This window comes from Sulfitobacter sp. OXR-159 (genome assembly GCF_034377145.1).
GTDB lineage: Bacteria > Pseudomonadota > Alphaproteobacteria > Rhodobacterales > Rhodobacteraceae > Sulfitobacter.
In genome coordinates this window covers 2,448,660-2,475,250 of record NZ_CP139707.1, presented here as the reverse complement: position 1 = coordinate 2,475,250, position 26,591 = coordinate 2,448,660, and the positions used below count along the sequence as shown (strand labels likewise).

Sequence of the window (26,591 nt, the reverse complement as noted above, 5' to 3'; positions counted from 1 at the left end):
TACCGTCCGACGCTTCGACAGGCGCGGCGCTGGTTAAGGCGTCCAGTTCAAAAAGTTCGAGATCAGCCGCAGGCCGGTGGTTTGGCTTTTTTCAGGGTGGAACTGCATGCCCAGCATCGTATCGCGGCCAATAATCGCCGTGACCTCGCCGCCGTAATCGACATGGGCCAGCCGTTCGGCAGGGTTTGCTACAGCCATGTGGTAGCTGTGCACGAAATAGGTGTGATCACCGGTGTGCAGCCCGTCGAAGACCGCATGGTCATGATCGATCACCAAGTCGTTCCAGCCCATGTGAGGGACTTTAAGTTTCGGGTTCGCGGGGGTGATCTGGGTCACCTCTCCACCGATCCAACCCAATCCCGGGGTGTCTTTGTATTCGCGGCCCATGCTGGCCATCAGCTGCATGCCGACACAGATGCCAAGGAAAGGGCGCCCCTTTTCCTCAACCGCTTCGACCATGGCTTCATAGAGGCCACCGGCGCCTTTCAGCGCTGCCATACAAGCCGGGAAAGCGCCATCGCCGGGCAGCACCAGACGGTCGGCGCGGGCGACGACCTCGGCGTCTGACGTCACGGTGACTTCGCCTGCGTCGTTTTCGCGGGCCATACGCTCAAAGGCTTTGTGGGCCGAGTGCAGATTGCCGGATTCGTAGTCGATGATTACTGTCAGCATTGGCTTACAAGGCGCCCTTGGTCGAGGGGATGGCATCCGCTTTGCGCGGGTCGGTTTCGACCGCCTCGCGCAGGGCGCGGGCGACCGATTTAAAGGCCGCTTCGGCGATATGGTGGCTGTTGAACCCGTGCAGCGCGTCGACATGCAGGGTGATGCCGCCGTGGGTGCTGAGTGCTTGGAAGAACTCACGCACCAGTTCGGTGTCGAATGTGCCGATGCTGCTGGTGGGGAAATCCACGTTCCAGATCAGGAAGGGCCGCGCAGAGAGGTCGAGCGCGCAGCGGATTTGCGCGTCGTCCATCGCCAATAGGCAAGACCCGTAGCGGCGGATGCCGCGTTTGTCGCCGAGCGCTTGGGTCAGTGCTTGGCCCAGCGTGATGCCTACGTCTTCGACCGTGTGGTGATCATCGATGTGCAGATCGCCTTTGGCGCGCACCGTGATATCGATCAGCGAGTGGCGCGACAATTGGTCGAGCATATGGTCAAAGAAACCCACGCCGGTCTCATTGTCATAGCGGCCACTGCCGTCGAGATTGATCTCGACCGTGATGTCGGTTTCGGCGGTGGTGCGGGTCAGGGTGCTGCGACGCATAGGGCATCTCCGAAGGCAATTGCTGCGCCCTTATAGCAGGGCATGCCGCCACGCCAAGCCCAAGCAGTGAAGCACCTTTAGCCTGCATGGGCGCGATCGGGGATTGCGGGGGCAGGGTCCATATGTCAGCTTGAACCAAATCCCAGAAAGAGGCGCGACATGACCACCTGCGTATTCATCCAGATCCGCTGCCGACCGGGCACGACCTATCGTGTTGCCGAGGAAATCGCCCTGCGCGAAATTCATTCCGAGCTTTATTCCACCTCTGGTGAATATGACCTGCTGATGAAGCTTTATATCCCCAAGGGGGAGGATGTGGGCGTCTACATCAACGACAACCTGTTGGACATCGAAGGCATTGAGCGGTCCTTGACCACGATGACCTTCAAGGTCTTTTGAGGTGCCGCGCAGGTTCTCTCTAACGGCGGTGACGGTTTTTGCTTTGTCCTTTGGCGCGCTGGCCCATCCCGGCATGGCGACAGCTGGCACACGTATCTATGAGGGGCGCGAGGCCGCCGCTTTGCGCTGCGCCAACACGCTGGCCCTGACGGCGGTGGCGCTTTCTTCGGCGGAGCTGATCGGGGAGGGGGAGAAAAACGTGATGCTGGGCGTCACCGTGCGCATCCTTGACCGACATGTTGAGGGCAGTTGGGCCCAGAAACGTGCAGCGATGGAGGTGATGCGCGACCGACGCAGCGTGCCGGACACATTGGAGGATTACCGCCGCATCGCCGAGCGTTGTCTGGTGCAATTCCCCATCAACTGAATGCAAAAACCCGCCAGTGAGGCGGGTTTTTCATGGGGCATCCGCCTTGGCTCAATGCGCGGCAGAGACGGAGGGTTTCTCGGTCGGGGCGGTGTCGAGTTTCACCTTCTGGCGCATCGTCACACGGCGAATGGCGCGGTCGAATGTCTTTCTGACCCGCTGGGTGCGGCTGGCATTGGGCTGGATCGGGCCGCCCACAGACAGCATTACCGATAGTGGGCTGTTGTCGTCATAGCGCAGGTCCATCCCGTCAAGCTCACCTTGAATGAGCACTTCGATCTCGGGCCATGCGGGCAGGCTGTCGCCGGTCACGATGCACAGCAGCGTGCCAGACCCATTGTGGGTCATCAGCAGTTGCGGGCAATCGACCACACGCGCGATCGCTTGGGCGGCAGAGGTAACGGCGCGGGCGAATTCGCGGGTGTTGCAGGTCGCGTAAAGCTCATCGATATGTTCGATCTTCACGGCGAAAACCTGGCAGATATCAAGGTGCTGGCGCGACAATTGCGACAGGTAATTGCCCAAGGAGAAGGGGAGCACCAACTGCTCGACCCCGTTGATATGCACAGGATCGGCCAGTGCGAAATCATGGGCGCCGGGCTCTCCGGCTTCTTTCAGATGATGCGGGTCAAGGCGCGGGGCACGCTGGGTGTTTTCCAACATCCGCTCGGCGATATGCACGCGGGTTGCAATGTCTTTTACATCAAATGGTTTGGTCACATAGTCGTTGGCCCCAGCGGCAAAAGCGCTTTCGATCGCGGTCGCGTCGGCGCGCGAGGTCACCATCAAGATCGGCGTGTCTTGATAAGCCTCCAGCGTGCGGATGCGGCGGCATAGGGTGATGCCGTCCATTTCGGGCATTTCGATATCCAAGAGCAGGCAATCAAAATGGTCTTTGGTGGTTTCGAGCAGATCCAAAGCGGCAGCGCCGGAGTCGGCCAAAGTCAGATAGGGATAATCAGCTTCGCGGAAAACAACGGGCAGCAATTCGCGGATAAAAGGGTCATCGTCGACGGCAAGAATTTTCATTTTTGGCACCTCTTTCGTGGGGCAGACGGGCAGTCCGGGTGTCTTTTTAATCTGTTCACATTTAGTCGCATAAACCCGGCGAAATTGTGACGTTGCTGCACCAATAGCTTGTGCCGTTCCGTTAAATATTAACCATATTTTGGAGTTCCGCGAAACCATTGAATTCGCAGCCTGTGGCGGCCCCACGCCCTTGTTTTCCCGCATCGCGGGAGGTGATTTGTCGCATATCGTGCAGAGTTCTGGGCGTTGAAATGCGGATTGGAGAGCCAAAACAGGGCGAGAATATGCGGTTCTTGTGAACGTGGGGAGTTTCGCGCTGCGACTCGCCTTCACGATTGGGTGATCGAGGGAAACTTTATCGGATGTCGTGCGTAGCACGCCGTTGGCGCCTAACATTCTGCCCGCTCAACTGCGGCAAAGGTCAATGAAATCACCAGGATGATGCGCTTGCCGGGCGATATCTTGGCTGAATATCTGCAAGTACCGCGGAGGCTGGAAGCGGGCGACGTTTTGGTCATCCCGCTGGTGATGGTGGCGCACTTTGCTGACTGTTCGCCCGACCTCAAACTGTATGAGGCCGCGCGGCGCGGTGATTTCTCGACGACGCTCTTAGCCTAGGTGCGCGGCGACTTCGGCCTGCACCTTTTCGGCCGCGGCCTCTTTCACGGGGCCGTAGCCGCGGATCTCCATCGGTGCGGAAAGCACCGCGAGCGCTTCGTCATGGGGCAGGGCCGGGGCCTCGGCCATAACCGCCTCGTACCAGTCGATCAGCCCGACCTCCAGCTTGCGATCAGCGCCGTAGCTGAATGGGTCAGCCCATGTGCCGCGCAGGGGTTTCATCGCGGCCAATAGGTCAAAGGCACGCCCCATCCACGGGCCAAACTTGCGCTTGTTGGGGCGTCCGCGGCCATCGCGGCCGGTGGGCCATGCGGGCGGGGCGAGGTGGTAGTGCACCTTGTAGTCGCCCTCGAAACTATCGGCGATGCGATCCTCAAAACCGCTTTGGCGGTGCAGGCGGGCGACCTCGTATTCGTCCTTGTAGGCCATGAGTTTGAACAGCGATTTCGCCGCAGCGCGCAGCAGGTCTTCGGAGCCGTCTGGCAGCGCGTTTGTCAAAGCATCAAGGCGGGATTTATAGCGCTCGGCGTAGGCTCGGTTCTGGTAGCCGGTAAGGAACTCCATCCGCCGCGCGATCAGGCTGTCGACACTTTCATCCGGGGCGGGCGCCGGGGCAAAATGCGCCTCAATCGCCTCGGGGTTTGCGGCCATGACCCGGCCAAAGCCAAAGGCGGCGCGGTTCTTGTCGGGCACCACGCCATTCAACTCGATCGCCTGCTCCAGCGCGGTGAGCGAGACCGGGACAAGGCCCCTCTGCCAAGCATAACCCAGCATCATCACGTTGGCGAAGACCGCGTCGCCCATCAGTTTTTCGGCCATGGCGTTGGCGTCAAAGGCACTGAGGTTCTCCGCTCCCACAGCCTGCGCGATCACCATCTCGCGGTCGTCGATCCGCAGCTCGGCGTCGCGGTTCAGCACCAGATCGCCGGTCGGCATCTCGGCGCGGTTAAGCACGATCCGCGTGCCGCGCCGGTAGTGGGCCGAGGCTTTGGGCGCGGAGCTGACCACCATGTCGCAACCGATCACCGCGTCGGCGCCGCCCTGATCGATGCGCACCTGATGCACCTCCTCGGGGGTTTGGGCGAGCCGCACATAGCCCAGCACGGTGCCAAATTTCTGAGCAAAGCCGGTGAAGTCCAGCACGCTGGAGCCCAGCCCTTCGAGATGCGCCGCCATGGTGATGAGCGCGCCCACAGTGACAACGCCGGTGCCGCCTACGCCGGTCACCAGCAGGTTAAAGGGCTGGTCGAGCCTGGGCAGTTCGGGCATCGGCAGCTGCGCCGAAAGACCCGCCACGTCCAGCCCGGCCCCAGAGCGTTTGCGGCGGCTGCCGCCCTCGACGGTGACGAAAGAGGGGCAGAACCCGTTGAGACAGGAGTAATCCTTGTTACAGGTCGATTGGTTGATCTGCCGTTTGGTGCCGAACTCAGTCTTCTTCGGCTCGACGCTTAGGCAATTGGATTCCAACGAACAATCGCCGCAACCCTCGCAGACCAGTTCGTTGATCATGACGAATTTCTTAGGGTCGTCCATCAGCCCGCGTTTGCGCTTGCGGCGTTTCTCGGTGGCGCAGGTCTGCTCATAGATCAGCACTGTGACGCCCGGAATATCGCGCAGCTCGCGCTGCACGCGGTCAAGCGCGCTGCGGTGATCAAATGTGGTGCCGGCGGGGAAATCACCCTTCTCCAACAGTCCGGGCCGGTCAGAGACCAGTGCGATCCGCGCGACGCCTTCCGCGCGGCAGGCCTGCGCGATGGCGGCGACTGAGACAGGGCCATCGACAGGCTGCCCGCCGGTCATGGCAACCGCGTCGTTGTAGAGGATCTTGTAGGTGATGTTCGTCTTTGCCGCGACCGCTTGGCGGATGGCGAGCGAGCCGGAGTGGTACCACGTGCCCTCGCCAAGGTTCTGGAACACATGTTTGCCCCCGTTGAACATCGAGGTGGCGATCCACGGCACGCCTTCGCCGCCCATCTGGGCAAAACCGGCGGTTTCACGGTCCATCCACGAGGCCATGACATGGCAGCCAATGCCGGAGTTGGCCTTTGACCCTTCGGGCAGTTTGGTCGAGGAATTATGTGGGCAGCCCGAACAGAAGTAAGGCGTGCGGGTGGCGCCGGGGACGTTCAGCAGCACGGGCGGCTGGTCAGTCAGGGCGCGGGCCTTTTCCAGCAGGTTCTCTTCGGGAAAGAAGGCACTGAGCCGCGCGGCAATGATCGGGAGCAGTTTGAGCGGCGACAGCTCGCCGGTCCAAGGCACCAACTCCTCAAGGTTTTCGTCATGTTTGCCCACCATCCGCGCAGGTTTGGAGCCGGGCCAGTCATAAAAGGCCTCTTTGAACTGGCTTTCGATGATGCCGCGTTTCTCTTCGATCACAAGCACTTCGCGCTTGCCTTTCACGAAGTCGAGCGCGTCGTCCAGCGCCAGCGGCCAGACCATGCCGATCTTGTAGATGTCGATGCCGAGGCGGCGGCAGGCGGCCTCATCCAGGCCCAGAAGCCGCAGCGCTTCCATCGTGTCGAGGTGGCCCTTGCCGGTGGTCACGATGCCGAAAGTGGCGCCCTGTGTGTCGTAGATATGCCGGTCAATGGGATTGGCGCGCATGAAGGCCTGCACCGCGTCGAGCTTGTGATGCAGCCGCGTCTCAATCTCAGGCGAGGGCAGATCGCCAAGCCGCACGTGCAGCCCGCCCGGAGGCGCGGTGTAGTCGGGCTGGTTGAACACGCGGTCGGGCGTCAGTGTCACCGATGCGCCGCTTTCCACGGTTTCCGAGATCGCCTTGAAACCCACCCAAGTGCCCGAGAAGCGTGAAAGCGCGATGCCGTATTCACCGAAGGCTTGGTATTCGGCGACGGAAGCCGGGTTCAACGTCGGCATGAACCACGACATGAAGCCCACGTCTGACTGGTGCGGCATCGAGGACGAGACGCAGCCATGATCGTCGCCCGCCACCACCAAAACGCCGCCTTTGGGGGCCGAGCCGTAAGCGTTGCCATGTTTCAGCGCGTCGCCCGAACGGTCCACCCCCGGCCCCTTGCCGTACCACATGGAAAAGACGCCCTCGACCTCCGCCTGTGGGTCGAGGTGGGCCTGTTGCGCGCCCAATACCGCGGTGGCACCAAGGTCTTCGTTCACTGCGGGCAGGAACTTCACCCCCGCCTTGGCCACGCGGTCTTTGATGCGCCAGTATTCCAGATCAAGCCCGCCCAAGGGGGAGCCGCGGTAGCCCGAAACGAAACCGGCGGTGTTCAGCCCCGCCTCGCGATCGCGGCGGGCCTGATCCAGCAGGATGCGCACCAGTGCCTGCGTCCCGGTCAGGAAAACGCGGCCTTCGGTCTGATCATAGCGGTCATCAAGTTTATAAGTGGTAAATTCGCGCGGTTGTTTTGTCATGGGGGTCTCCTCACTTGGGAGTATACCGCAGAGGCTCCGAATTTTCGCTCCGGTTTTGCTGGCGATATGGGTAAAGGCCGGGTAAATTATCCATCATAGTCTCGTATGGTGAAAGAATTACCCGATGAGCGAAATGGATGCGACGGACCGACAGCTTGTATTCCTACTTCAGCAGGATTCGCGCCTGCCCAATGCGCAACTTGCCGAGAAGCTGAATATTTCTGCCTCTGCCTGCTGGCGGCGGGTCAAGGCGTTGGAACAGGCGGGGGTGATCAAACGATACGCCGCCGTGGTCGACCCCAAGGCGATGGGGCTGGGGTTCGAGGCGATGGTCCATGTACATCTGACCCGGCATGACGCCTCGGCCCTCGCCAGTTTCATCCGTGCGATCCAAAGCCGGACGGAGGTGACGGAATGTTTCGCCACCACGGGCCAAGCGGATTATCACCTCCGCGTGCTTTGCCGCGATATCGACGCCTATAACGCCTTTTTGGAGAGTTTTTTGTTCCTGCATCCCGCAGTCAATTCCGCCACGACGAATGTAATCCTGCGGCAGATCAAATCCGACGCCCCGATTACCGGTTGAGGCGATCAGAGCGGCGTTTTCTGCGTTGGACATTTGCCGCATGCGTGCTTCATAAAGCAGCAGAGATCACACCCGAAGGAGAGACCCATGATGAGAACCCGTGCCGCCGTTGCCGTGGAAGCCGGCAAACCGCTTGAAATCATGGAGGTGAACCTCGAAGGGCCGAAACGCGGTGAGGTCTTGGTTGAGATCAAGGCAACCGGCCTCTGCCACACCGATGAATTTACCCGTTCCGGCGACGATCCCGAAGGCATTTTCCCCGCCATCCTCGGCCATGAGGGCGCGGGCGTGGTGCTGGAAGTGGGCGAAGGCGTGACCACGCTGGAGCCGGGCGATCACGTGATCCCGCTCTACACGCCCGAATGCCGCGAATGCGAATACTGCCTGTCGGGCAAAACCAACCTCTGCCAAAAAATACGCGTGACCCAAGGCCAAGGCTTGCTGCCCGATGGCACAACGCGGTTTTCGATGCTCGATGGCACGCCGATCCACCACTATATGGGCTGCTCGACCTTTGCCAACCACACTGTGGTGCCGGAAATCGCGCTGGCCAAGGTCCGCAAAGACGCGCCCTTTGATAAAATTTGCTACATCGGCTGCGGCGTCACCACGGGCATCGGTGCGGTGATCAACACGGCCAAGGTCGAATTGGGCGCGCGTTGCGTGGTCTTTGGGCTGGGTGGTATCGGGCTCAACGTGATCCAAGGTTTGCGGATGGCGGGCGCAGATCAGATCGTGGGCGTGGACCTCAACGACGACAAGGAAGAGGTCGGGCGCTATTTCGGGATGACCGATTTCGTGAACCCCAAGAACGTCGAAGGCGATTTGGTGGCGCATCTGGTCGAAGTAACCAAAGGCGGTGCGGACTATTCCTTTGACGCGACCGGCAACACCAAGGTCATGCGCGACGCCCTTGAATGCGCCCACAAAGGCTGGGGCGAAAGCATCATCATCGGCGTGGCACCTGCGGGGGCCGAGATTTCGACGCGGCCATTCCAATTGGTCACCGGCCGGGTTTGGCGCGGGACCGCTTTTGGCGGGGCCAAGGGGCGGACGGACGTGCCTAAGATCGTTGACTGGTACATGAACGGCAAGATCGAGATCGACCCGATGATCACCCACAAGTTGACGTTGGATCAGATCAACGAAGGCTTCGAGCTGATGCACAAGGGTGAATCGATCCGCGCGGTCGTCGAGTTTTAAGCCTCGGGCTGGAGGGCCGCGCGCTCTCCAGCCTAGACCTCTGCTGCGAGGGAGAGGAACAGGTCGACGTCCATATAGGTCTCGAGATGATCGGCCAGCGCGTCGAGCGCATCATCCACACCGCTTTCAAAGTTCAGCGATGAGGTCACGCCGAAACCGCCAAGATAGGCGCGGCGGAAGGCGTCTGAGCTAAAAATTCCATGCATATAGCACCCCTGCACCCGTCCCGAAGGGGAGGCCGCACCCTCGGGCGTGCCGTCGAAGGTGAGCCAAGCGCGGGCGCAATCGGGGCCTGTGGTTTCGCCGATGTGAATTTCATAGCCCGTGAGATCGGTGCCGCTGGCAGGATGCTGGCCGGATTTTTCCGCCAGATGTTTCAGCGGGGCCATCGTGGTTTCAACGTCCAGATGCCCCAGTCCCGCCACCCGCGCCGCCGGGCCTTCGATGCCCTGCGGGTCTGTGATGGTATTGCCCAACATCTGATAGCCACCGCACAGCCCCAGCACATGGCCGCCCCGCCGGATATGGGCGGCAAGGTCGATGTCCCATCCCTCGGCCCGGAAGGCTTCGAGGTCGGAAATCGTGGATTTGCTGCCAACCATCAGCACCAGATCGGCATCGGCGGGCAGATGGCTGCCGGGCATGATCATCCGCAGGTCGACGCCCGGCTCGGCGGCCAATGGGTCGAGGTCATCGAAATTGGCGATCCGAGGCAGGCGCGGGACGGCGATCACACAGCCTGAGCCACCGGAACGGGCGCGGGCGGGTAGATCCATCACATCTTCGGCGGGCAGGCGGTGGGCGGCGTCGAACCATGGGATCACGCCAAGGCTCGGCCATCCGGTGCGCGCGGCGATGTCGTCGCGACCTGCATCAAAGAGGCTGCGGTCGCCGCGGAATTTGTTCACCGCAAAGCCGCGGATCAGCGCGTTGTCATCGGCATCAAGCACCGCCTGCGTCCCGACGATCTGCGCGATCACCCCGCCGCGGTCGATGTCGCCCATCAGTACCACAGACACCCCGGCGGCGCGGGCAAAGCCCATATTGGCGATATCGCCCGCCCGCAGGTTGGTCTCTGCCGGGGAGCCCGCGCCTTCGATCACGATTAGGTCGCAGTTTTCGGCCAAGCGGTGAAAGGATTGTAGCACGGCGGGCATCAGGCTCGCTTTGTTGCGCCCAAACTCCCGCGCCTCTTGCTGGCCCGCGATTCTACCCTGCACCACGACCTGCGCGCCAGTGGCGCTTTGAGGTTTCAGCAGCACCGGGTTCATGTCCGTATGCGGTGCCACGCCAGCGGCGCGGGCCTGCAGCGCCTGCGCGCGGCCAATCTCGCCCCCGTCTTCGGTGACGGCGGCATTGTTGGACATGTTCTGCGGTTTGAACGGGCGCACGCGCAGCCCGCGACGGGTGCAGGCGCGGATTAATCCGGCAACGATCATCGACTTGCCGACATTACTGCCGGTGCCCTGTATCATGATGGCTTTGGTCATGTCATTCTGCCCCTGTTTCGCGCAAACTGGCGCAAAATGATCCAAGGGGAAAGAGCCGCGATGAACACGCCTGCACATTTGCTTTTGGGCGCTGCCGTGATGGGGCGCGAGGGGGGCAGGCCGTTGATCTGGGCGGCGCTTGTCGGGGCGCTGCTGCCGGACTTGTCGCTCTATCTTATGGCGGGTTTTGCGCTCTATGTCCAAGGGCTGCCGGGGAGTGTGGTCTTTGGAGAGCTTTACTACTCGGACCTCTGGCAGACGGTCTTTTCGATAGATAACTCCTTCATCGTCTGGGGGGCGCTTTTGGCGCTGGCGGTCTGGCGGCAAGCAGGCTGGGCCGTGGCGCTGACGGGGGCGGCGCTGCTGCATCTCCTGTTCGATCTGCCGCTGCATCACGACGACGGGCGGGCGCATTTCTGGCCGCTGACGGGTTGGATATTCGAAAGCCCGGTCAGTTATTGGGATGTGCGTCACGGCGCGGCCTGGGTCGCACCGATTGAGGCGCTGGTCAGCACCCTTGCCGCCATTACGCTGTGGTGGCGCAGGCCCGGATGGGTGCTCTCTTGCTTGACGTTGGCGCTGCTGCTGGCCGAGGGGCTGGCCCTGCGCAATTGGATCTTCTTTTTCGGAGCAGACTGACAGAGGCTCGGGCAGCAGACACAAAAAAACGCAGCCCGAAGGCTGCGTCAATTGCTCCGCTAGGCGGATATTCTCAGGCGGCTTCGGCCTGAAGCGCGGCATTGCGGCGCTCGGACTCTTCGCGCGACAGGGCGACGGAAGTCCGCACGCCTTTGCCCACAAATTCCATCAGACCTTCGACGACCCGCTCGTTGGGGTCAATCCCGGCGCAGCTCAGCACTTCGCGGCCATCGCGCGAACGGGCCCAGCGGGCGATCTGTTCTGGGCCGTTGCCATATTTCTTGTCGTCGGCAATTGCGTCATCCAAAGCAGCAAGCACCACAGCAGCAAAGAGCTTGCGTGCGCGGTTGCCTTGCTCGTTGTTGAAAGCGGTGCCATCAACGAAATCTTTCATCTCGTCGTCCTTTCGATTATTCTTGCTCTTGTCATTCGGGCGTGGAGGCCCTTATGACGGATATCCTTTGATTCGGATACCTCTATTTAGCATACCTCCCATGCAACTTGCGCATATCTAGTTGCCGCAGCGACGCCCGGATATCGCCCGCTTGCAGGGGACCATCCCTCCCGATATAGACCCGGTCATCTTATCATCAACCTTATGTCGTGGTTTTGTCACATGCCCAAGATTAACGGAAACGAGATCCGCCCCGGAAACGTCCTTGAACATAACGGTGGCCTTTGGGCGGCCGTGAAGGTCGATCACGTGAAGCCCGGCAAGGGCGGTGCCTTTGCCCAAGTCGAGATGCGCAACCTGCGCAACGGCTCCAAATTGAACGAACGCTTCCGCTCTGCCGACAAGGTCGAGCGCGTGCGTCTGGAGCAAAAAGACCAGCAATTTCTGTATGAAGACGACGGTATGCTGGTGGTAATGGACACCGAAACCTATGAGCAGGTGCAGCTTGATGCCGAGCTTTTGGGTGACACACGCCCCTTCCTGCAAGACGGCATGATGATCGTGGTCGAGTACCATGACGCCGAGGCGCTGAACGCCCGTCTGCCGCAAAAAGTGGTCTGCAACATTGCCGAGACAGAGCCAGTCGTCAAAGGCCAGACAGCGGCGAATTCCTTCAAGCCAGCCATTCTGGAAAACGGTGTGAAGATCTCTGTTCCGCCCTTCGTGGGGCAGGACGAAGCGATCGTGGTGAACACCGAAACCATGGAATATGTCGAACGCGCTTGACGCAACGTCATCCAACGTAAGCTAGATCAGCCCCGGTTTTGCCGGGGCTTTTTCTTGTTTTGGGGCGCTCAGGCGGCAGGGCCGGGCCAAGTGACCTGCGCATCATCGGCCTGCATCTGCCCTTTGGCGCGGTCAAAGCGCAGATGCGCCAGCGCTTGACCGCCCGCTTGGGTGAATAGCGTGCCCGCCGGCTTGCCCTCTGCCATGATCGCCGTGCCCGTCGCGGCGCTGCCGCTGACCTCAACCCGTGTCAGCCCCTTGCGCAACTCAGTCTTGTGCTTCATCCGCGCCGTGACCTCTTGGCCGACATAGCAGCCCTTGCGGAAGTCGAGCCCGTTGATCCGATCAAGCCCGGCTTCGAGGATAAACGTATCCGGGGTCAGTTCCACGCCAGTCTCAGGGATCAGATGCGCCACGCGCAGGGCGTTCCAATCGGTTATGTCCTCGGTCTGCGGCGTGTCGCGATAGGCGCGCCAGCCCATTTCCGAATGACGCGGGTCGGCCACGGCATCTTCGGGTGCGGGGCCGGTGCCACGGTGCAGGTGCAGCCCGCTCGGCTCAATCGTCACCTTGGCGCGCAGCTTATACATCGACAGCCGTTGGCTCAGCATATCACCAAGGCTTTCGTCCACATCAAGCAAAACGCTATCGCCGTCAGCGATCAGAAAGAAATCGGCCATATATTTGCCCTGCGGCGTCAGCAGGGCGGCGTAGACCGGGCCTTGGTCAAGTTTGCCAACGTCATTGGTCACGATGCCTTGCAGGAAATCGCGGGTGTCGGGGCCGGAGAGGCGCAGAATGCGGCGCGTGGTCATGCGGTTGTCCTTTGATTGCTGGCCATGACATATAACCTGTCAAACCCATCCAAAAGGGGCAACCATGCGCGCGCCGATCTCTGTCGTCATTCCCAGTCTCAATGCAGCCGCCGCGCTGCCTGCTTGCCTTGCCGCGCTTGTCGAAGGCTTGCAGGCCGGGCTGATCCGCGAGGTTATCCTGAGCGATGGCGGGTCGACAGATGGCACACCTCAGCTGGCCGAAGGCTGGGGGGGCGAGGTGATCTCGGGCGCGCCCTCGCGGGGGGGGCAGTTGCGGCGTGGATGCGACGCGGCGCAGGGGGAGTGGCTCTTGGTGCTCCATGCCGACACGGTGCTGGCGCCGGGTTGGACCGATGCGGTGCAGGGTCACATGGCGCGCCGGGCAGGGGCTGCGGGGTGGTTTCGCCTTAGGTTCGATCAGCGCGGGTTGGCACCGCGGTTGGTCGCGGGCTGGGCGAACCTGCGCAGCGCTTGTGGCTTGCCCTATGGCGATCAGGGGCTGCTGCTGCCGCGCGCGCTTTATGATGCGGTTGGCGGTTACCCCGATCAGCCGCTGATGGAGGATGTCGCGCTGGCCCGCGCCCTGCGAGGCCGATTGGCGCGGCTTGAGGGCATCGCCGTGACCAGTGCCGAGAAATACCGCCGTCAGGGCTGGCTGCGCCGCGGTGGGCGCAACCTGTGGACGCTGATGCGCTACATAATGGGTGCCAGCCCCGACGCCCTTGCGGAAAGCTATCGGCGGTCATGAAAAGGGCGCGGGTTGCCCCTGCGCCCCTGCACTCAGTTAAAGAACACCGCCCCGATCCGTTGGAACAGATTGGGCTGACGCGCCCTTTCGCGGCGCTTTTTCGCAGAGAGGGCGCTGAGGCCACGGGCATCCGACACCGTCTTTCCGTCGCGGAATTGCAGACGGTAAAGGTCGGCATAGATGCCGCCGCGCTCCATCAATTCGTCGTGGGTGCCTTCATCGGTGACTTGGCCGCGGTCCATCACCACGATCTTATCCGCGCTGCGGATGGTCGAGAGCCGATGCGCGATCACGATGGTGGTGCGCCCCTTGGCGAGCCGATCAAGGGCATCCTGCACAACCTGTTCAGATTGCGCATCCAAGGCGCTGGTGGCCTCATCAAGCAGCAGAATCGGCGTGTCGCGCAGCAGGGCGCGGGCGATCACCACACGCTGACGCTGCCCGCCCGACAGGGCCGAGCCGCGCGGACCGACGCGGGTCTCTAACCCCTGTTCAAGCTGCGGCAGGAAATCGGCCACATGGGCGGCTTTCAGCACCCGGTCGAGTTCTTCGTCGCTGACGTTCTCGCGGCCCAGCACGATATTCTCGCGCAGGGTCTCATCAAACAGCAGCGCCTCTTGCGTCACGACAGAAAACAGGCCCCGCAGGTCTGGGATGGTCATCGACGTGGTGTCGACCCCGCCGATTTGAACCGTTCCGCTTTGTGGATCCACCAGCCGCGTGAGCAGGTTGAAAATGGTCGATTTCCCCGCGCCCGAGGCGCCAACAAGGGCGGTCGTCTGGCCCGCTTGCGCGGTCAGGTTCAATGCATTCAGCACCTTCGTATCGCCGTAGGAGAGTGAGACATCCGCCAAGGTAACGTCAGGCGGGCCATCGGGCGCGGCCACGGGCTTGGCCGGGCTGCGCAGGTGCAGGGGCGCGTCGAGCAGCTCCTTGATCCGCTCCAGTGCAGCGGCGGCCATCTGCCACAGGCCGCTGATCGCGCCGAGGCGGCGCAGGGGGGAGAACATGAACCCGAGCGAGGTAAAGAAGGTCATGAACTCGCCAATGGTCTTGTTGCCCGCGATGATCTCGGACCCGCCATAGACGATCACAGCCATGAAACCGATGCCTGACATGATGTCGATCATCGCCGGGATCGCGGAATTGCCAAAGGCGGCGCGAACTTCGGTGCGAATAAAGGTGCGCGTCAACTCGCGGTATTGTCGGGCCTGATAGTCTTCCAGCGCGTTCAGTTTGATCTGCACGATGCCGTGAAAGACCTCGTCCAGACGTGTCGAGAGGCTGGCGCCGATGTCGCGCGCCTCGCGCGAGCGGGCGCGGACGAAACGCTGGGCGATGGCGGCCGGCAGCACCATTAGCGGCACGCCGACCATCGCCAAAAGCGCCCAGATCGGATCAATCGCGATGGCGACGCCCATCAGGATCACCAGCCCCACCAGATCGCGCCCCGCGCCGGTGATCACCGCGCGCCAGACATCGCTGACCGCGTTCACATCCGATTGCACGCGCTGCACAAGAAAACCGGGCGGGTGGTTTTGGTGAAAGGCACCATCCTGCTGCATCATCCGGTCCAACAGGTCGATGCGCAGGTCCGCCGCCGTGCGTTGCGCCACGCGGGTCAGCAGCACCTTTTGCACCACCGTGGCCAGCGCGCGCAGCGCAAAGATCGCCACCAGCACCAGCCCCACCCAAACCAGCGCACCTTGGTCGCCGCCGACAAAGACGCGGTCGAACATCGGCTCCATCAGCTTGGCTAGCACGCCCAAGGTCGAGCCTTCGATGATCATGAAGATCACCGCGATGGCCATCAGGCCGGTGTGTTTCTTTAGATAGTCATGCCAAAGCCAACGCATCAACTGCGCGGAGGTGTAACTGTCATCATTCATGCCGGTGCCTGATCCTTTTGGGCAGTCGGATCCCGTGTACGAAAGCCGCGCAGGCAGGGCAAGCCGTCGCAGGGCGCGCATGGGACGCGCATCCGGGCCGGAGCGGGCCGGGGTAGGGACGTCCGGGGCGCGGCTTACCTTACGTCCGATCGCGTGTTGACCCCGGCCCGGCGGGCAGTAAGCTGCGCCCGACCGCAGCCCGGTCACGCATTTTCAAAACGGCAGCCAATATCATGACAAAGCAGAATAAACTCGTCCAAGGTCGTTCGTACCTTGCCATTCCCGGCCCCTCGGTCATGCCCGACGCGGTGCTGAGCGCGATGCACCGCGCCGCCCCGAATATCTATGAGGGTGAGTTGGTTGAGATGATGCCGGCACTGGCGGCCGATTTGAAACGTGTGGCGCGTACAGATCGTCATGTGGCGATGTATATCAGCAACGGCCACGGCGCTTGGGAGGCCGCGCTGAGCAATGTCATAGCACCGGGCGACCGCGTGCTGGTGCTGGCGACGGGGCGTTTCGGCCATGGCTGGGCCGAAATGGCGACGGGGCTGGGGGCGGAGGTGGATATCCTCGACTTTGGCCGCAATGCGCCGGTTGATCTGGCGCAGGTGGCCGAGCGTTTGAAGGCCGACACGGGCCACCAGATCAAGGCGCTGATGGCGGTTCATGTGGACACGTCAAGCTCGGTCCGCAACGATGTCCCCGGCCTACGCCGTCTGTTGGATGAGGCAGGCCACCCCGCGCTTTTGATGGCCGATTGCATCGCCTCGCTGGGATGCGAGCGGTTCGAGATGGACGCTTGGGGCGTTGATGTCATGGTCACCGCTTCGCAAAAGGGGCTGATGGTGCCGCCGGGCATGGCCTTCGTGTTCTTCAACGACCGAGCCGAGGAGGCCCGCGCGCGTCTGCCACGAGTGAGCCGCTATTGGGATTGGTCGCCGCGCGCCCATGCGGAGGAGTTCTACCAATACCACGGCGGCACCGCCCCGACGCATCACCTTTATGGCCTGCGCGCCGCGCTTGATATGATCCATGAAGAGGGGATCGAGCAGGTCTGGCAGCGCCATGCCACCTTGGCCCGCGCGGTTTGGGCAGCGTGCGAGGCATGGTCGGCAGAGGGCAGCCTGCGGTTCAACATCGAAGACCGCGCCCTGCGCAGCCATGCCGTCACCGCTCTGCGGCTGCAAGCGCCCCATGCGACAGAGTTGCGCGATTGGGTGCAAAGCAATCTGGGCCTGACACTGGGCGTGGGGCTGGGCATGGCGCTGCCGGGGGAGCCTGCGTGGCACGGGTTCTTCCGCCTTGGCCATATGGGCCATGTGAACGGCCATATGATCATGGGCCTGCTCGGCGGGATCGAAGCCGGGCTTTCGGCGCTAAAGATCGACCACGGGCCGGGCGCGCTGCAGGCGGCGGCGGAGGTGATCGGCGGGGCTTAAGCCCCGCGCGCTTCGGTCAGAGCGTCGGGTAAGGCGGCGGCGAAGTAATCCAACTCCTCTGTCGTACTGCAACTGATGCGGATGCAGCGGTTTTGCGGCGCGGCAAAGGGCATGCGCACAAAGATGCCCCGCGCCACTAGGGCATCCAGCACCGCCTTGGCGAAGGCGCCATCGCCGCCACAGTCGATCGCGACGAAATTGGCGGCGGAGGGCAGGGTGCTCAGCCCGTTCTTTTCAGCGATTTGAGCGATCCTGTCGCGGGCCTCGGCGATCTGGGTCTGAACTTGCATAAGGTAGTCTTGATCCTGCACCGCCGCCAAGGCCCCCGCCTGCGCCGCGCGGTTGAGACCAAAGTGATTGCGCACCTTGTGAAAGGCGGTGATCAACTCGGGCGCGGCGATGGCATAGCCGATCCGCGCCCCGGCGAGGCCATAGGCTTTGGAAAAGGTGCGCATCCGGATCACCCGCGGGTCATCGGCGGAAAGCTGGGGTGCTGTGCCCTCGGGGGCGCATTCGATATAGGCCTCATCCAGCAAAAGCAGGCTGCCTTGGGGCAGATCGTCAAGCGCGCGCGCCAGTGCCGTGCCCTCATGCCAAGTGCCCATCGGATTGTCGGGATTGGCGAGGTAGACGAGCTTGGCGTCAATCTCTGCCGCTTTGGCGAAAAGCGCTGCCGGGTCTTCGTGATCGTCGCGGTAGGACACCTTGTGCAGCACGCCGCCAAAGCCTGCGACATGGTAGTTGAAGGTTGGGTAAGCGCCTTCCGAGGTTACCACCGCATCGCCTTCGCCCACCAGCAGACGTACGAGATAGCCCAGCAGCCCGTCGATGCCTTCGCCAACGATGATATTGTCGGGTGTCACGCCATGCAATTCGGCCAATGCCGCGCGCAGCTCCACGCTTTCTGAATCGCCGTATTTCCACATCTCGGTCTCAGCCATGGCTGCGATGGCGCGGGGCGAGGGGCCAAAGACGTTTTCATTGGCACCCAGCCGCGCTTTGAAGGGGCGGCCAAGGCTGCGCTCTTGTGCTTCGGGGCCCACGAAGGGGACGTTGGCGGGCAGGCTTTGGGCGAGGGGGGTGAGGCGTGCATATGTCATGCGCCAAGGTGTAGGGTTGCGCCGTTGAGAGGGCAAGGGTCGCAGCACCTGCCGCCACGTTTTGCTGGTGCCGCGCGTTGATCTGCGCTGAACTGCGCCAAACATTTAGGAGAACAGCCATGCCCCGCGTCACCACCCGGATCGAAGACCATATCGCCCATGTGACCCTCACCCGCGCCGACAAGATGAACGCCGTGGATGATAAGATGATCGAAGCGATTATTGCGGCAGGGCAGGAGGTTGCGGCCTCGGATGCCCGGGTGGTGGTGCTCTCAGGCGAGGGCAAAGGCTTTTGCGCCGGGATCGATATTGGCGGGTTGTCAGGGATGGTCGGTAAGGATCCTGAAGCGTTGATCATGCCGCGGACACATGGGGATGGGACGACGAACAAGTGGCAGGAGGTGTCGATGGTCTGGCACCGTTTGGAAATCCCGGTGATCGCGGCGCTTCACGGGGTGGTCTATGGCGCTGGGATGCAATTGGCGCTTGGCGCGGATATCCGCATAGCGGCGCCGGATAGCAAGCTTGCGGTGATGGAGATGAAATGGGGCATCGTGCCGGATATGGGCGGCATGGTTCTGTTGCCGCGTTTGGTGCGTTCGGATGTGTTGCGGCGGTTGACCTATACTGGGGCACCTGTGGAGGCCGCGCAGGCGGAGCGCTGGGGGCTGGTGACCGAGGTCGCCGATGACCCGCAGGCGGCGGCTTTGGAACTGGCGCGGGTGATTGCCGGGAAGGGGCCGAATGCCGTGCGGGCGGCCAAGCGGTTGATTGGATATGCGGAATCCGGGGCGTCGGATGCAGATGTACTCTTGTCCGAGTCGCGGGAACAGGCGGCGCTCTTGGGCAAGCCAGAGCAGATGGAGGTGATCGCGGCGGAGTTCGGCAAGCGGCCTGCGGTGTTTAAGTAGGGCTGGGGGCGTTCTGCGCAACAGCCCGGAATCAAGGCCGTAAGGCCGCCGGGCAGCGCCAGACCGCCCGGACGGGCTGGCGCTTTAGCTTTTGGAGTGCCGTCCCGGAAACCGATCGTATGCGCGGCAGGATAAACTGCCCAATTGAAATGTCGTGAGCGCCATCCCGCGGTCTGGCGCTGCCCGGCTTTCGTGAATGGCGTGGCAGCTAAACCGCCACGCCCTCAATCTCAGCCCAGTTCGGCCAGACGGTCCAGTGCGGCCTGCAACTGGTCCGCCTCTTCCTGACGCGCGGCCAGATTGGCCTGCGCTTCGGCGACAACCTCTTCCGGCGCTGAGGCCGCAAACTTGGGGTTGTTCAAACGCCCCTTCAGCCCACCGATCTCCTTGCCCAGTTTGTCGAGCGATTTTTGCAGGCGCGCCTTCTCGGCGTCGATGTCGATCAACCCGGCCAAGGGCAGGCCGAAGCTGGCCCCCGGTGCCGCGATGGACACGGTGCCTTTGGGGAAACTGTCGGCACGCTCAAGGCTCTCGACCCGCGCGAGGCGTTTGATCATCACCTCGTTGCGATCCCATGCGCCCTGTGCAGCCTCGTCCATCTCTGTCACCAGCATCGGCACCTTCAGCCCGGCGGGCACATGCATCTGCTGACGCGCAGAGCGGATGCTTTCGATCAGGCCGATCACCCAGTTCAGTTCCCGGTCCGCCTCCGCATCCAGCAGATCGGCGGTGGTGTAGGTCGGCCAATCGGTCAGGGCGAGCAATTGGTCGCGCTTGGTGGTGGTCTGCCACAGTTCTTCGGTGATGAAAGGCATGATCGGGTGCAGCAGCACCAAGCATTGCTCCAACACCCAAGCCATCGTCGCGCGGGTCTCTTCGGCCTCGGGCGCGTCGTCTTGCAACAGCGGCTTAGACAGTTCCACATACCAGTCGCAGACCTTCCCCCAGACAAAAGCGTAGAGCGCATTGGCCGCGTCGTTGAAGCGGAAGTTGCCAAGCGCCGCGTCAACCTCCTCGCGGATGCGCGCGGTCTCGCCAACGATCCATTTGTTCAGCGTGGCCTGCGGCTGCGGCATCGCGGCGGGCATGCTGGCAAAGACGTTGTTCATCTCGGCAAAGCGATGCGCGTTCCAGAGCTTGGTGCCGAAGTTGCGATAGCCCGCGATGCGCTGCGTGCTGAGTTTCAGGTCACGCCCCATCGCCGCCATCGAAGTAACGGTAAAGCGCACCGCATCCGCGCCAAACTCGTCGATCAACTCCAGCGGGTCGAGCACGTTGCCCAAAGACTTCGACATCTTCTTGCCCTTCTCGTCGCGCACCAGCGCGTGGACATAGACGGTGTCGAAGGGCTTTTGGTCGACCACGGCGTATTGCATCATCATCATCCGCGCGACCCAGAAAAAGATGATGTCGAAACCGGTGACCAGCACGGAGGTAGGGAAGTATTTCTCAAGCTCGGCGGTTTGCTCGGGCCAGCCCAGCGTGCCGATGGGCCAGAGGCCGGAGGAGAACCATGTGTCGAGAACGTCGGGGTCGCGCCAAACAAATACTTGAAGTGGATTATTGTTAGTGTCCCGTTTCGCGTTTCCAGTCCGCACAATCGCTTCATATTGACTTTCAACGACAATCACTTCGAGATCGCCGTAGCTATCGATCATATCTCCTTTTGCAGTTTCGTAGTCTGCGGCGCAGAATGCCTTCTTATCCAAGTAACTCAGCCAGACGGTCTGGTCTGTTCCTACTACGTAAGGCTCTTCAGATAGTTCTTTATTTATCTCCGGCCCATACCACACGGGGATCTGATGCCCCCACCACAGCTGACGCGAGATGCACCAGGGCTCGATGTTCTCCAGCCAATGGAAATACACCTTGCGGTCCTGCTCGGGCAGGATCGTGACTTCGCCAGAGCGCACCGCATCAATGGCGGGCTGCACGATCTTGTCGGTGGCGACGAACCACTGGTCGGTCAGCATCGGCTCGATCACCACCTTGGAGCGGTCGCCGAAGGGCTGCATGATCTTCTTGGCTTCGACCAGCGGCACGAGGTTCTCTTCTTCGGTGCGCATCTCGCCGCCTTCGCCGGGCTCGACGGGGGCCTTCTTGGCGGCGCGGCCAAGGCGCGGGTCGGTCGCCTCGGTCATCACGGCAAGGCCCTCGGCGGTCACGTCCTCGACCACGCGCTTGCGGGCCTCGAAACGATCCAAGCCGCGGTAGGCGTCCGGCACGAGGTTGATCTCGGTCGCGTCTTCGGGCGCGGCTTCGGAACCATCGGCGATGGCCTGAGCGCGGGCGGCTGCCTGATCGTAGGGCAGACCATCGGCGCGCATCCGGCCTTGGGTGTCCATCAGCGCGTAGAGCGGGATATTGTTGCGCTTGGCCACACCGTAGTCGTTGAAGTCATGCGCGCCGGTGATCTTCACCGCACCAGAGCCGAAGTTCTTGTCTGGGTATTCGTCGGTGATGATCGGGATGAGGCGGCGCTGTTCTTTCGGGCCGACCGGGATTTCGCAGAGTTTTCCGACGATTGAAGCGTAACGCTCATCTGATGGATGAACCGCGACCGCGCCGTCGCCAAGCATGGTTTCGGGCCGTGTAGTGGCGATGGAGATATAGTCGCGGGTCTCTTCGAAGAGCGTGTTCCCGTCTTCGTCTTTCTCGACGTAGGTATAGGTCTCGCCCCCGGCCAGCGGATATTTGAAGTGCCACATGTGGCCGTCGACTTCGGTGCTCTCGACCTCCAAATCCGAGATCGCCGTCTCGAAATGCGGGTCCCAGTTGACCAGCCGCTTGCCGCGGTAGATCAGCCCTTTGTTGTACATGTCCACAAAGACCTTGATCACGGCATCGTGGAAGTTGCCTTCCTCACCCTCGGGCGCACCGGGCGCGCCGGACATGGTGAAAGCGTTGCGCGACCAGTCGCAAGAGGCGCCCAAACGGCGCAGCTGGTCGATGATCGTGCCGCCGGATTTCTGCTTCTGCTCCCAGACCTTGGCGGTAAACGCCTCGCGGCCCAACTCGCGGCGGCCGGGCTGGCCGGTGGCGGCCAATTCGCGTTCCACCACCATCTGTGTGGCGATGCCCGCGTGGTCTTGGCCCGGCTGCCAGAGGGTGTCAAACCCCTGCATCCGGTGCCAGCGCACGAGGATATCTTGCAGCGTGTTGTTGAAGGCATGGCCCATGTGCAGCGAGCCGGTGACATTCGGCGGCGGGATCATCACCGAGAAATGCTCGTCGCGCTGCGCGTTCGCGCCCGCTTTGAACGCGCCTTTGGTCTCCCAATCGGCGTAGATGCGGCTTTCCGCCTCGGCGGCGTTGAAGGTCTTTTCGAGTGCCATGGTCAGTGATCCCTTTTGTTGCGCCCCGTTTAGCGGTCTGGCGCGGCGAGGGAAAGACCCCTGACAGGGCTTGGGTCATAGCTAGGGAGGGGTTAGCCGCGTCTGTCGATCTTGGTGCTCAGGTGGATCAGGCTTTCGCTGCCCTTCACGCCCCGCGTCTCGCCGATACGGTCGAGGGTCTCGTCCAGCTCCTGCGTGGTTTGGGCCGCGATCTGCACCAGCAGGTCAAAACGGCCCGAGGTGGTGTGCACGACCTGCACAGCGGGCAGGCTGCGCAGCCGGGCCAGCACGGCGGGGCCAGCGCGCAACTCAATATTAACCAGCGCCGTGGCATGAAGCGGGGCACGGGCTGCCTCGCCCAAGCGCAGAGTGTAGCCGGTGATGGCGCCGCTGCGTTCCAGCCGTTCCAGCCGCGCCTGAACGGTAGTGCGGGCAAGGCCCAGACTGCGCGCGAGATCAGCTACCGGCAATCGGGCATTGCCCTGTAGTGCCGCGATCAAAGCGCGGTCGGTGTCGTCAAGTTGTACTGCCATCTCGTCAATCCGCCGAAAGTTCGCGTCACTTTAGGCGGTTTGACACGGTGAATCGACTGAAATCGCGGGTTTACTGGAGAAAAGCAAACAAGAGGCCCCCATGCAGCATATCGCCCCCCTTTCCGACAGCCCCGCCGCCTATCTGGCGAAACACAGCCCCGACGCGCCGGTGCTGTTCCTCGCTCCTTCGGTGCTGCAAGCCACGGCGCGGCGCTTTCAGGCGGATTTCGACGGGTTGGTGACCTATGCGGTTAAAGCCAATGACCGGCCCGAGGTGCTCTCGAACCTTGTCGCGGCGGGGATCACCACCTTCGATGTGGCCTCTCCGGCGGAGATGGCGGCGGTCCGGGCGGTCTGCCCGCAGGCGGTGCTGCATTACAACAACCCTGTCCGCTCGGCGGCAGAGGTGCGGGCCGGGATCGCGGCGGGCGTCTATAGCTGGTCGATCGACGATATGTCGGAACTGGCCAAGCTGCGCGACGTGCCGCGCGACAATGAAGTGGCGGTGCGATTTGCCTTGCCGGTGAAGGGTGCGGCCTATGATTTCGGGTCCAAATTCGGCGCGGCCCCTGAGCAGGCGGCGGAGCTGTTGCGCGCGGTGGCTGAGATGGGGTTCACCCCGTCAATGTGTTTCCACCCCGGCACGCAGTGCAATGATCCGCAGGCTTGGGTGCAATATGTCCATGCGGCGGCGGATATTCTGCATGCGGCGGGTGTCTCGATCAAACGGATGAATATCGGCGGTGGGTTTGCTGTAGATCGCGGCTTTGACGCGCCCGATCATCGGGCGGTTTTCGCCGCGGTGAAGTTGGCACTTGCCGAGAGTTTTGGGACGGATGCGCCCTCGCTGCTTTGCGAGCCGGGGCGCGCGATGGTTGCCGATGCCGCTGTGCTGGCGACCCGTATCAAGGGGATGCGCAACGCCGGGCGGAGGGTGTTCTTGAACGACGGTATCTATGGCGGTCTGCCCGATCTGCGCGACATGGGCCTGTCTGGGCTGGTGGATGTGGTCGGCCCTGAGGGGGCGCTGCGCCAAGGGGCGCCGACACCGCGCGTGGTCTTTGGCCCCACTTGCGATTCGTTGGATCGCTTGCCCGACGGCCTGCCGCTGCCCGAAGATGCGCAGACGGGGGATTATCTGTTGTTCGGCGGGATGGGGGCTTATTCCATCGCCATGTCCACCGCCTTTAATGGCTATGGGCTGGCGGGCATCACGCTTGTCTCCGACCTTGGGGCTGCGCCCAAGCGCAAGGCCGCCTGAGCCTCTGGACACTGGCGGTTCGCCCGCTACTGTTGCGCTGGAATAGGCAGGGCAGCAGGGGCAGCGTCAGATGGAAAAGTTCGGGAAAAGCCAGCCGGTCAAACGGGTGGAAGACCACCGTTTTCTGATCGGCGATGGCCGCTACGTCGATGACATCGCCCCCCAAGGGGCACTGCACGGTGTCTTTTTCCGCGCGCCGGTGGCGCATGGGGTGATCACCGAACTGGACGTGAGCGATGCCCGGGACGCTGAGGGCGTGCATCTGGTGCTGACCTGTGCCGATCTGGAAACGGCGGGGATGAACATCGCCCTGCCGCATACGGTGGTCGACAACCGCGATGGCAGCAAGGGGGCGGCACCGCTGCGCCCGATGTTGGCGAAAGAGCGGGTGCGCTATGTGGGAGAGCCGGTTGCCCTGATCGTGGCCGACACCTTGCAACAGGCGCGTGACGCTGCCGAGTTGATCCTATTCGATGCCGATGATCTGCCCGCCAAGATGGACCTGACCCCCGGCGGCGAGACATTGCACGCCGAAGCGCCCGACAACCGCGCCTTCGACTGGGGCATGGGGGATGAGACCAAGGTTGAGGCGGCATTTGCCAAGGCTGCGCGGCGCGTGAGGCTAGAGGTGGGCGACAACCGCATCATCGTTAATTCGATGGAACCGCGCGGCTGCTATGCGGAATGGGCCGATAGCCGGTTGCATGTGGCGTTGAACGGGCAGGGCGTCTGGGCGCATAAGGGCTTTCTAACCAAGGCATTCGGTCTTTCCGAAGACGCCGTGCGCGTGACCAACCCCGATGTCGGGGGTGGTTTCGGCATGAAGGCGATGACCTACCCAGAGTACTTCTGCATCGCTCAAGCTGCGCGGGCGCTGGGCCGCCCGGTGCGTTGGATGTCAGAGCGCACCGAAGCCATGCTCACCGACAACGGCGGGCGCGATCTGGTGTCTTGGGCCGAATTCGCCTTTGACGAAAACCACAAGATCACCGCCTACCGTGTCGACACGCGCTGCAACCTCGGGGCCTATAACAGCCAGTTCGGCCAGCCGATCCAGTCGACGCTGTTCTCTAAGGTTTTGATGGGTGTTTATGACGTGCAAGACACCTATCTGCATGTCGAGGGCTATTACACCAACACCGTGCAGGTCGATGCCTATCGCGGCGCCGGGCGGCCCGAGGCGATCTATGTGCTGGAGCGGTTGATGGACCGCGCAGCCCGGGAGTTGGGCGTCGATCCGTGGGAATTGCGGCGGATCAACTTCATCAAGCCGGATCAGTTTCCCTATACCACCGCCACGGGAGAGCTTTACGACGTGGGCGATTTCGCGCGCCTCCTGACCCGGGCGGGAGAGGAGGGTGACCGTGAGGGGTTCGCGGCCCGCCGTACCGCCGACGCCAAGCGCGGCCTGCTGCGGGGGCAGGGCTTGTGTTACTATATCGAAAGCATTCTCGGCGATCCTTCCGAAGGGGCCAAAGTAGTCTTTGAGGAGAATGGCCACGTGACGATCTATGTCGGCACTCAAAGCAACGGTCAGGGGCATGAGACGGTCTATGCGCAGTTCCTGTCGGATCAGACCGGCATTCCGGCAGAGCAAATCCGCGTTGTGCAGGGGGATAGCGACTTGATCAAAAAGGGCGGTGGCACTGGCGGCTCGCGTTCGGTCACCACGCAGAACACGGCGACCTTGGCCACCGTGGCGAAGATAACCGAGGTGTTCACGGCGTTTTTGGCTGATGAACTGGGCGTTGCGGCCAGCGATATCACCTTTGACGACGAACGCTTCCGCGCCGAGGGGTCGAACGTCAGCCCCACGATGATGGAAGTGGCCGAAATGGCCCGCGCCAAGGGCCGGGATGATCTGCTGTCTCACCACGAACGCGCCAGCCTGCCGGGGCGCAGCTATCCCAACGGGGCGCATGTGGCCGAGGTAGTGATCGACCCTGAAACCGGGGTGGTGACGCTAGGTCGCTACACGGTGGTCGATGATTTTGGCAATCTGATCAACCCGATGCTGGCCGAGGGGCAGGTGCACGGCGGGGTCGCCCAAGGCATCGGTCAAGCGGTGCAGGAACGGGTGGTCTATGATGAAGACGGCCAGCTTCTGACCGCCACCTTCATGGACTACGCCATGCCCCGCGCCGCCGATCTGCCGATGATCTCGTTCACCTCTGAGCCTGTGCCCTCGACCGCCAATGCCATGGGCATGAAGGGCTGTGGTGAGGCTGGGACTGTGGGCGCGCTCGCGGCGGTATCGAACGCGGTGCAGGATGCGCTTTGGGAACGCGGTGTGCGGCAGGCGGATATGCCTTTCACCCCGCATAGGGTCTGGGAGATGCTGCAAGGTGCCGCAATCGCAGCCGAGTAAAAGCCTGTTCCAACGGCTCTT

Annotated in this window: 23 protein-coding genes; 12 read left to right on the top strand and 11 right to left on the bottom strand. The window is 62.4% G+C overall.

Features of this window, described 5'->3' with window-relative positions; translation table 11 throughout:
- Positions 1–33: 33 nt before the first annotated feature.
- Both hisH and hisB read right to left on the bottom strand, forming a co-directional pair.
- Entirely contained in the window at positions 34–672 is a 639-nt protein-coding gene (hisH, locus tag T8A63_RS12690) for an imidazole glycerol phosphate synthase subunit HisH (RefSeq protein WP_067629330.1), read from the bottom strand.
- A gap of 4 nt (positions 673–676) precedes the next feature.
- Positions 677–1,264, bottom strand: a complete 588-nt coding sequence (gene hisB / locus T8A63_RS12685; RefSeq protein ID WP_067629332.1) for an imidazoleglycerol-phosphate dehydratase HisB — start codon at positions 1,262–1,264, stop codon at positions 677–679.
- A gap of 159 nt (positions 1,265–1,423) precedes the next feature.
- On the opposite strand from hisB, the gene T8A63_RS12680 reads away from it, so the two are divergent.
- Together T8A63_RS12680 and T8A63_RS12675 are read left to right on the top strand one after the other, a co-directional pair.
- Positions 1,424–1,663: an Lrp/AsnC family transcriptional regulator gene (locus T8A63_RS12680; protein WP_007120503.1), complete on the top strand. Its 240-nt coding sequence runs from the start codon at positions 1,424–1,426 to the stop codon at positions 1,661–1,663.
- A gap of 1 nt (position 1,664) precedes the next feature.
- Positions 1,665–2,030, top strand: coding sequence for a hypothetical protein (locus T8A63_RS12675; protein ID WP_322344015.1), 366 nt, complete (start codon positions 1,665–1,667; stop codon positions 2,028–2,030).
- 51 nt (positions 2,031–2,081) lie between these two features.
- Here T8A63_RS12675 and T8A63_RS12670 read toward each other — a convergent pair whose 3' ends face one another.
- Positions 2,082–3,059, bottom strand: a complete 978-nt coding sequence (locus T8A63_RS12670) for a response regulator (protein ID WP_322344014.1) — start codon at positions 3,057–3,059, stop codon at positions 2,082–2,084.
- A 438-nt stretch (positions 3,060–3,497) separates the two neighbouring features.
- Between T8A63_RS12670 and T8A63_RS12665 the strand changes: the two genes are divergently transcribed.
- Positions 3,498–3,677 carry a hypothetical protein gene (locus T8A63_RS12665; RefSeq protein WP_322344013.1) on the top strand — a complete coding sequence of 60 codons (180 nt, stop codon included), beginning with the start codon at positions 3,498–3,500 and terminating at the stop codon, positions 3,675–3,677.
- On the opposite strand, the gene T8A63_RS12660 is transcribed toward T8A63_RS12665, so the two are convergent.
- Complete coding sequence (locus tag T8A63_RS12660; protein ID WP_322344012.1) at positions 3,669–7,070, bottom strand: indolepyruvate ferredoxin oxidoreductase family protein; 3,402 nt, start codon at positions 7,068–7,070, stop codon at positions 3,669–3,671. The two genes, T8A63_RS12665 and T8A63_RS12660, sit on opposite strands and share 9 nt — an antisense overlap.
- 124 nt (positions 7,071–7,194) lie before the next feature.
- Between T8A63_RS12660 and T8A63_RS12655 the strand changes: the two genes are divergently transcribed.
- Together T8A63_RS12655 and T8A63_RS12650 are read left to right on the top strand one after the other, a co-directional pair.
- Positions 7,195–7,656 carry an Lrp/AsnC family transcriptional regulator gene (locus tag T8A63_RS12655; protein WP_067629340.1) on the top strand — a complete coding sequence of 154 codons (462 nt, stop codon included), beginning with the start codon at positions 7,195–7,197 and terminating at the stop codon, positions 7,654–7,656.
- 90 nt (positions 7,657–7,746) lie between these two features.
- Positions 7,747–8,859, top strand: coding sequence for an S-(hydroxymethyl)glutathione dehydrogenase/class III alcohol dehydrogenase (locus T8A63_RS12650; protein WP_067629374.1), 1,113 nt, complete (start codon positions 7,747–7,749; stop codon positions 8,857–8,859).
- Positions 8,860–8,891: 32 nt separating this feature from the next.
- Here the strand turns inward: T8A63_RS12650 and T8A63_RS12645 are convergent, their stop codons facing one another.
- Positions 8,892–10,349, bottom strand: coding sequence for a cobyric acid synthase (locus tag T8A63_RS12645; protein ID WP_322344011.1), 1,458 nt, complete (start codon positions 10,347–10,349; stop codon positions 8,892–8,894).
- Positions 10,350–10,409: 60 nt separating this feature from the next.
- Here T8A63_RS12645 and T8A63_RS12640 point away from each other — a divergent pair, with 60 nt between their 5' ends.
- Positions 10,410–10,988: a cobalamin biosynthesis protein CobQ gene (locus T8A63_RS12640; RefSeq protein ID WP_322344010.1), complete on the top strand. Its 579-nt coding sequence runs from the start codon at positions 10,410–10,412 to the stop codon at positions 10,986–10,988.
- Positions 10,989–11,061: 73 nt separating this feature from the next.
- On the opposite strand, the gene T8A63_RS12635 is transcribed toward T8A63_RS12640, so the two are convergent.
- Positions 11,062–11,382, bottom strand: coding sequence for a DUF6280 family protein (locus T8A63_RS12635; RefSeq protein ID WP_007120494.1), 321 nt, complete (start codon positions 11,380–11,382; stop codon positions 11,062–11,064).
- Positions 11,383–11,604: 222 nt separating this feature from the next.
- Between T8A63_RS12635 and efp the strand changes: the two genes are divergently transcribed.
- On the top strand, positions 11,605–12,168 hold the full coding sequence (gene efp / locus T8A63_RS12630) for an elongation factor P (protein ID WP_067629376.1): 564 nt from the start codon (positions 11,605–11,607) through the stop codon (positions 12,166–12,168).
- Positions 12,169–12,236: 68 nt separating this feature from the next.
- Here the strand turns inward: efp and T8A63_RS12625 are convergent, their stop codons facing one another.
- The gene (locus tag T8A63_RS12625) at positions 12,237–12,983 is read right to left on the bottom strand and encodes a folate-binding protein (protein ID WP_322344009.1); all 747 of its coding nucleotides are present in this window, start codon (positions 12,981–12,983) and stop codon (positions 12,237–12,239) included.
- Positions 12,984–13,047: 64 nt separating this feature from the next.
- On the opposite strand from T8A63_RS12625, the gene T8A63_RS12620 reads away from it, so the two are divergent.
- Positions 13,048–13,731: a TIGR04283 family arsenosugar biosynthesis glycosyltransferase gene (locus T8A63_RS12620; protein ID WP_322344008.1), complete on the top strand. Its 684-nt coding sequence runs from the start codon at positions 13,048–13,050 to the stop codon at positions 13,729–13,731.
- A 32-nt stretch (positions 13,732–13,763) separates the two neighbouring features.
- Here T8A63_RS12620 and T8A63_RS12615 read toward each other — a convergent pair whose 3' ends face one another.
- Positions 13,764–15,620: an ABC transporter ATP-binding protein gene (locus T8A63_RS12615; protein ID WP_067938537.1), complete on the bottom strand. Its 1,857-nt coding sequence runs from the start codon at positions 15,618–15,620 to the stop codon at positions 13,764–13,766.
- Positions 15,621–15,853: 233 nt separating this feature from the next.
- On the opposite strand from T8A63_RS12615, the gene T8A63_RS12610 reads away from it, so the two are divergent.
- Complete coding sequence (locus T8A63_RS12610) at positions 15,854–17,062, top strand: pyridoxal-phosphate-dependent aminotransferase family protein (protein WP_322344007.1); 1,209 nt, start codon at positions 15,854–15,856, stop codon at positions 17,060–17,062.
- Here the strand turns inward: T8A63_RS12610 and T8A63_RS12605 are convergent.
- Positions 17,059–18,162: a pyridoxal phosphate-dependent aminotransferase gene (locus T8A63_RS12605; protein WP_322344006.1), complete on the bottom strand. Its 1,104-nt coding sequence runs from the start codon at positions 18,160–18,162 to the stop codon at positions 17,059–17,061. The genes T8A63_RS12610 and T8A63_RS12605 overlap by 4 nt on opposite strands.
- Before the next feature lie 119 nt (positions 18,163–18,281).
- Between T8A63_RS12605 and T8A63_RS12600 the strand changes: the two genes are divergently transcribed.
- Positions 18,282–19,073 carry a crotonase/enoyl-CoA hydratase family protein gene (locus T8A63_RS12600; RefSeq protein WP_322344005.1) on the top strand — a complete coding sequence of 264 codons (792 nt, stop codon included), beginning with the start codon at positions 18,282–18,284 and terminating at the stop codon, positions 19,071–19,073.
- A gap of 230 nt (positions 19,074–19,303) precedes the next feature.
- Here the strand turns inward: T8A63_RS12600 and T8A63_RS12595 are convergent, their stop codons facing one another.
- Together T8A63_RS12595 and T8A63_RS12590 are read right to left on the bottom strand one after the other, a co-directional pair.
- Entirely contained in the window at positions 19,304–22,408 is a 3,105-nt protein-coding gene (locus T8A63_RS12595) for a valine--tRNA ligase (RefSeq protein ID WP_322344004.1), read from the bottom strand.
- 92 nt (positions 22,409–22,500) lie between these two features.
- The gene (locus T8A63_RS12590) at positions 22,501–22,941 is read right to left on the bottom strand and encodes an Lrp/AsnC family transcriptional regulator (protein ID WP_322344003.1); all 441 of its coding nucleotides are present in this window, start codon (positions 22,939–22,941) and stop codon (positions 22,501–22,503) included.
- Positions 22,942–23,041: 100 nt separating this feature from the next.
- On the opposite strand from T8A63_RS12590, the gene T8A63_RS12585 reads away from it, so the two are divergent.
- Both T8A63_RS12585 and T8A63_RS12580 read left to right on the top strand, forming a co-directional pair.
- Positions 23,042–24,202, top strand: coding sequence for a type III PLP-dependent enzyme (locus tag T8A63_RS12585; RefSeq protein ID WP_322344002.1), 1,161 nt, complete (start codon positions 23,042–23,044; stop codon positions 24,200–24,202).
- Positions 24,203–24,272: 70 nt separating this feature from the next.
- Entirely contained in the window at positions 24,273–26,570 is a 2,298-nt protein-coding gene (locus T8A63_RS12580) for a xanthine dehydrogenase family protein molybdopterin-binding subunit (protein ID WP_322344001.1), read from the top strand.
- Positions 26,571–26,591: the final 21 nt, after the last annotated feature.

Excerpts from the sequence above, each read along its gene's own strand:
- hisH (WP_067629330.1), bottom strand. The coding sequence starts at position 672 with ATGCTGACAGTAATCATCGACTACGAATCCGGCAATCTGCACTCGGCC.
- hisB (WP_067629332.1), bottom strand. The coding sequence starts at position 1,264 with ATGCGTCGCAGCACCCTGACCCGCACCACCGCCGAAACCGACATCACG.
- T8A63_RS12680 (WP_007120503.1), top strand. The coding sequence starts at position 1,424 with ATGACCACCTGCGTATTCATCCAGATCCGCTGCCGACCGGGCACGACC.
- T8A63_RS12670 (WP_322344014.1), bottom strand. The coding sequence starts at position 3,059 with ATGAAAATTCTTGCCGTCGACGATGACCCTTTTATCCGCGAATTGCTG.
- T8A63_RS12665 (WP_322344013.1), top strand. The coding sequence starts at position 3,498 with ATGATGCGCTTGCCGGGCGATATCTTGGCTGAATATCTGCAAGTACCG.
- T8A63_RS12660 (WP_322344012.1), bottom strand. The coding sequence starts at position 7,070 with ATGACAAAACAACCGCGCGAATTTACCACTTATAAACTTGATGACCGC.
- T8A63_RS12655 (WP_067629340.1), top strand. The coding sequence starts at position 7,195 with ATGAGCGAAATGGATGCGACGGACCGACAGCTTGTATTCCTACTTCAG.
- T8A63_RS12650 (WP_067629374.1), top strand. The coding sequence starts at position 7,747 with ATGAGAACCCGTGCCGCCGTTGCCGTGGAAGCCGGCAAACCGCTTGAA.
- T8A63_RS12645 (WP_322344011.1), bottom strand. The coding sequence starts at position 10,349 with ATGACCAAAGCCATCATGATACAGGGCACCGGCAGTAATGTCGGCAAG.
- T8A63_RS12640 (WP_322344010.1), top strand. The coding sequence starts at position 10,410 with ATGAACACGCCTGCACATTTGCTTTTGGGCGCTGCCGTGATGGGGCGC.
- T8A63_RS12635 (WP_007120494.1), bottom strand. The coding sequence starts at position 11,382 with ATGAAAGATTTCGTTGATGGCACCGCTTTCAACAACGAGCAAGGCAAC.
- efp (WP_067629376.1), top strand. The coding sequence starts at position 11,605 with ATGCCCAAGATTAACGGAAACGAGATCCGCCCCGGAAACGTCCTTGAA.
- T8A63_RS12625 (WP_322344009.1), bottom strand. The coding sequence starts at position 12,983 with ATGACCACGCGCCGCATTCTGCGCCTCTCCGGCCCCGACACCCGCGAT.
- T8A63_RS12620 (WP_322344008.1), top strand. The coding sequence starts at position 13,048 with ATGCGCGCGCCGATCTCTGTCGTCATTCCCAGTCTCAATGCAGCCGCC.
- T8A63_RS12615 (WP_067938537.1), bottom strand. The coding sequence starts at position 15,620 with ATGAATGATGACAGTTACACCTCCGCGCAGTTGATGCGTTGGCTTTGG.
- T8A63_RS12610 (WP_322344007.1), top strand. The coding sequence starts at position 15,854 with ATGACAAAGCAGAATAAACTCGTCCAAGGTCGTTCGTACCTTGCCATT.
- T8A63_RS12605 (WP_322344006.1), bottom strand. The coding sequence starts at position 18,162 with ATGACATATGCACGCCTCACCCCCCTCGCCCAAAGCCTGCCCGCCAAC.
- T8A63_RS12600 (WP_322344005.1), top strand. The coding sequence starts at position 18,282 with ATGCCCCGCGTCACCACCCGGATCGAAGACCATATCGCCCATGTGACC.
- T8A63_RS12595 (WP_322344004.1), bottom strand. The coding sequence starts at position 22,408 with ATGGCACTCGAAAAGACCTTCAACGCCGCCGAGGCGGAAAGCCGCATC.
- T8A63_RS12590 (WP_322344003.1), bottom strand. The coding sequence starts at position 22,941 with ATGGCAGTACAACTTGACGACACCGACCGCGCTTTGATCGCGGCACTA.
- T8A63_RS12585 (WP_322344002.1), top strand. The coding sequence starts at position 23,042 with ATGCAGCATATCGCCCCCCTTTCCGACAGCCCCGCCGCCTATCTGGCG.
- T8A63_RS12580 (WP_322344001.1), top strand. The coding sequence starts at position 24,273 with ATGGAAAAGTTCGGGAAAAGCCAGCCGGTCAAACGGGTGGAAGACCAC.